This is a genomic window from bacterium (assembly GCA_035703895.1).
Lineage (GTDB): Bacteria > Sysuimicrobiota > Sysuimicrobiia > Sysuimicrobiales > Segetimicrobiaceae > Segetimicrobium.
In genome coordinates this window covers 1-4,026 of record DASSXJ010000053.1, presented here as the reverse complement: position 1 = coordinate 4,026, position 4,026 = coordinate 1, and the positions used below count along the sequence as shown (strand labels likewise).

The window sequence follows — 4,026 nt, the reverse complement described above, 5'->3', positions numbered from 1 at the left end:
GAACGCATCACCCTTGTCGATGAGCACGATGTCTATTGCGTCGCGGAAGGTGTCTGAAAGAATCGTCGTCAGCTCGAGGCCCCCGAAACCGGCTCCAAGCACGACCACTCTCGTCTTCATCATCTCCGGCCTTTCTGATTTAGATTTCTTTGCCTGCTGAACGGCAACCTAGACGCAGGGAGGGTGCAGACGAAACGCGCCGCGCGGAAAGGCTTGATTGGCTCCTCGGGTAGGATTCGAACCTACAACCCTCCGGTTAACAGCCGGATGCTCTACCGTTGAGCTACCGAGGAACGTCCGCGTTGATTTTACGGGTTTGCCGGGCGGTGGTCAAGTTCTCCGGGTTTTAGGGTAGCATGGGGTGTATGATGTCCCGCATGCCGGACGCGACAGGCGGGCCGGCCCGAGGAAAACAGTCCGTGGCGCTGGGCTCGCTGGTCGCCGCGGGGGCCTTGACCACCCTCAAGCTTGTCGTCGGCGGGCTCACGGGGAGCCTCGGCATACTCTCCGAAGCGGCGCACTCGGGGCTCGATTTCCTCGCCGCGGCGATCACGTATCTCTCCGTGCAGATAGCGGATCAGCCCGCCGATCGATCGCATCCGTTTGGGCACGGGAAGGTCGAGCATCTCTCGGCGTTCGTCCAAACGACCCTGCTGGCGGTCACGAGCGTCTGGATCGTCTTTGAAGCCGTGCGGCGGCTGTTTTTCCACGACGTCCACGTGGAGCCGTCGCCCTGGGCGTTCGGCGTCCTTGGCGTCTCCGCGACCGTGGACATGTTTCGTGCCCGCTCCCTCGGCCGGGCGGCGCGGACCCATCAGAGCCAGGCCCTCGAAGCGGACGCACTGCACTTCGCCACCGACGTGTACAGCACCGGCGGCGTGGCCCTTGGACTCCTCCTCGTCTATGTCGGCGGCGTGGCCGGGGTCCCCTGGCTCCGCTACGCTGATCCTGTAGCCGCGCTGGTCGTGGCGGCGGTCAGCGTATACATCGGCACACGGCTCGGGAATCGCAGCGTCGGCGCCCTGCTCGATGCCGCACCCGAGGGCGCGTCGGACCAGATCGCGGGGATCGTATCGGGGATCCCGGGCGTCCTCGGTTCGGAGCGCATCCGGGTACGTCAGAGCGGCGCGAAACTCTTCATCGACCTGCGGATCACCCTGGAGAGCAACACCTCGCTCGAACACGCGGAGTCGATCGCTGATGCGGTCACGTCGAGAATCCAGGAGCACTATCCGGCGGCCGATGTGGTCGTCGATACGGCGCCCCACAGTCCATCGCCGGATGATCTCGTCGAGCGGATTCGATCCATCGCACACCGAGAGAACTTTCACGTCCATGACGTGACCGCGATTGAGGTGAAAGGCCGCCCGCAGATTGATCTGGACATTGAGGTAGACCCCGCGCTGGAATTGGCGACGGCGCACGAGCGCGCGACCTCGTTGGAGGCGCTCGTCCGGCGCGAGCTCCCGGAGGTCCGAGATATCAACGTCCACATCGAACCGCTGCGCAAGAAGGTCGAGAGCGCCCAAGACGCGCCGCGGATCCAGGCCGATACGGAACGGGCCCTCCGGGAAGTCGTCCGCAGCACCCCGGGCGTGATCGATTGCCACTCGATCGACGCTCACCGAGTCGGGAGCGAAGTGGTGGTGACGGTGCATTGCACACTCCAGCCGGGCCTCTCCGTGGAACGCGCGCATGACATCACCGAGCGTCTGGAATTGAAGTTACGCGAGCGCGTACAACGGAACATCCGGGTCAACATCCACGCGGAACCGGAAGCCCCCGCGCCTTGACAGGCCGGCGCGTCGGTGGGGATAATGATATCCGCTTTCAGCGGAGGTCCCCTGCATGCGGGCGCACGTGAGCAACCGCGGTCTCGTCGTGCTGTTTCTGGCCATCTTCATCGTGATGATGGGATTCGGGGTCGTGCTCCCCGTCCTGCAGTTTTACGCGCGCGAAGTCGGAGCGACGCCGTTCCAGATCGGCTTACTTGCGACCAGCTACGCGTTCATGCAGTTCCTGTTTGCTCCCCTCTGGGGAGCCGTGAGCGACCGCATCGGCCGGAAACCGGTGTTCGCGCTCGGCCTGTTGGGGTACGCGGTCTCGTTCGTCATGTTCGGTCTCTCCCACCAGGTCTGGGAGCTGTTTCTGGCGCGGATGTTGGGGGGCATCCTGAGCGCGGCCACCCTGCCCACCGCGATGGCCTACATTGGGGATACCACCACCGAAGAAGGCCGGGGATCCGGCATGGGGCTGATGGGCGCGGCGATGGGACTCGGGTTCACGATCGGCCCGGGCATCGGCGCGATCCTGGGCCGCGTCAGCCTTTCCCTTCCGTTCTTTGTCGGCGCGGGGCTGGCCCTGTTCACGCTGGCCTTGAGCTGGGGGGCGCTGCCGGAACCGGTGCGGCGCGACTCCTCTCAGCACCGTCCTTCGCGCATCGAAGCGATCCGGCAGGCGCTCGGCGGATCCCTGGCGTTCTTCTATGTTGTCACCCTGGTGGGCGCGTTTGCGCTCGCGGGCCTCGAGGCGACGTATGCGTTGTTCGCGCAGGATCGGTTGGGCTTGAGTCTGGCGGACGGCGCAGGCGCGATCGGCGTTGTCTTCGTGATCGTGGGACTCGTGCAGGCGGCGATCCTGGGCGGGCTGGTCGGCCGGCTCATCAACCGGTGGGGCGAGGATCGCCTGGTGCAGGGAGGCCTCCTGCTCGCGACAGTTGGGTATGTCCTTATCGTGTTCACCCACAACATCGTGACCCTAGCCATCTACGCGGCGATCGCCGGGGCCGGACACGCCTTGATGCGCCCGTCCGTCGCCTCCCTGATTTCGAAGCGGACCCCGACTGGGCAAGGACTCTCCATCGGCATCATGGACTCCTTTGACAGCCTCGGCCGGATCCTCGGGCCGGCGTGGGGCGGATGGGTGTACCATGTCCACATCAGCCTGCCCTACGTGAGCGCCGCGCTCGTGCTCATGATCACTGCGGGGGTCTCGATCGCCGCGGTCACCCGCGGACTTCCGGTCCAAGCGAACTGATCCGCAGCCCATGCCGTTCAACCTCAGCAACCTCAACACCAATACCGAGTTTCTCACCTTCATGGTGCGGGTGGTCATCTCACTCGCGATCGGTATGATGATCGGGCTGGAACGGGAATGGGCGCAAAAGGATATCGGCGTCCGCACATTCTCAATCGTCGCGCTAGCGTTTACGCTCGCCTGGGGGATCTCGCCGCAGACCAGCTACATCCTGCTGCTGGCGCTCATCCCGCTCATCACCCTGGTCAACTGGCGAAGCTTCGTCCGTGACCGCTCCCTCGAGATGACTACGTCGGTGGCCCTCCTCGCCACCGCGGTGCTTGGGATCCTGGTCGGGGAGGGCCAGCTGCTGGTGGCGGCGGCGTGCGGGGTGATCATGACGGGCCTGCTGGCCTGGAAAGCCGAGGTCGTCCGGTTCGCCGGCGCGGTCACGATCGAGGAGATCCGCAGCGCCCTCTTGCTGGGGATGATCGCCGTGGTCGTGTATCCGCTGCTCCCCAAGGGGCCGATCGACCCCTGGGGCCTGGTCGACCTTCGGGCGGCGTGGACCGTTGTGCTGGTGATCTCGGCGATCGCGTTTGCAAACTACATCTTGCTCCGGATCTACGGTACCCGCGGCGTCCGCTGGACCGGCCTGCTCGGCGGGCTGGTCAACAGCACCGCCACCGTGGCGGAACTGGCCAGCCGTGCCCGCAGAGATCCGGCGCGCCTGTCGGTCTTCGCCCTGCTCGGCATGTTGACCGCCAACACCGCCATGCTGATCCGTAACGGCCTGATCCTCGGGATCTTCGCCCGTCAGGCCCTGGCGTACGGATGGCTGTCGGTCGCGTTCATGCTGCTGGCCAGCGTCGCCGTCACGAGCCGCATCCATCTCAAGGAATCGGGGACGGCGCCGCTTCACATTCAATCGCCGATCTCGATCCGCCAGGCGCTCACCTTCGGCGGGCTGTTCGTCCTGATCACGCTGACGGCGGAACTGGCCAACCGCGC

The 4,026-nt window shown here is 65.4% G+C and carries 3 protein-coding genes and 1 tRNA gene; 3 read left to right on the top strand and 1 reads right to left on the bottom strand.

What is annotated here, in order from left to right:
* Positions 1–218: 218 nt before the first annotated feature.
* Positions 219–293: transfer RNA gene (locus VFP86_03850), tRNA-Asn, on the bottom strand.
* Between the two features lie 84 nt (positions 294–377).
* Here VFP86_03850 and VFP86_03845 point away from each other — a divergent pair.
* The 3 genes from VFP86_03845 to VFP86_03835 form a co-directional block, all read left to right on the top strand.
* Positions 378–1,793, top strand: a complete 1,416-nt coding sequence (locus VFP86_03845) for a cation-efflux pump (protein ID HET8998757.1) — start codon at positions 378–380, stop codon at positions 1,791–1,793.
* Positions 1,794–1,848: 55 nt separating this feature from the next.
* Positions 1,849–3,036 (top strand): MFS transporter, encoded by a 1,188-nt coding sequence (locus VFP86_03840; GenBank protein ID HET8998756.1) that lies wholly within the window; start codon positions 1,849–1,851, stop codon positions 3,034–3,036.
* Between the two features lie 10 nt (positions 3,037–3,046).
* The coding region (locus VFP86_03835) for a DUF4010 domain-containing protein (GenBank protein ID HET8998755.1) at positions 3,047–4,026 on the top strand (980 nt) is incomplete at its 3' end.

Bases quoted from the DNA above. Each gene is read 5' to 3' on its own strand.
- VFP86_03845 (HET8998757.1), top strand. From the start codon at position 378: ATGCCGGACGCGACAGGCGGGCCGGCCCGAGGAAAACAGTCCGTGGCG.
- VFP86_03840 (HET8998756.1), top strand. From the start codon at position 1,849: ATGCGGGCGCACGTGAGCAACCGCGGTCTCGTCGTGCTGTTTCTGGCC.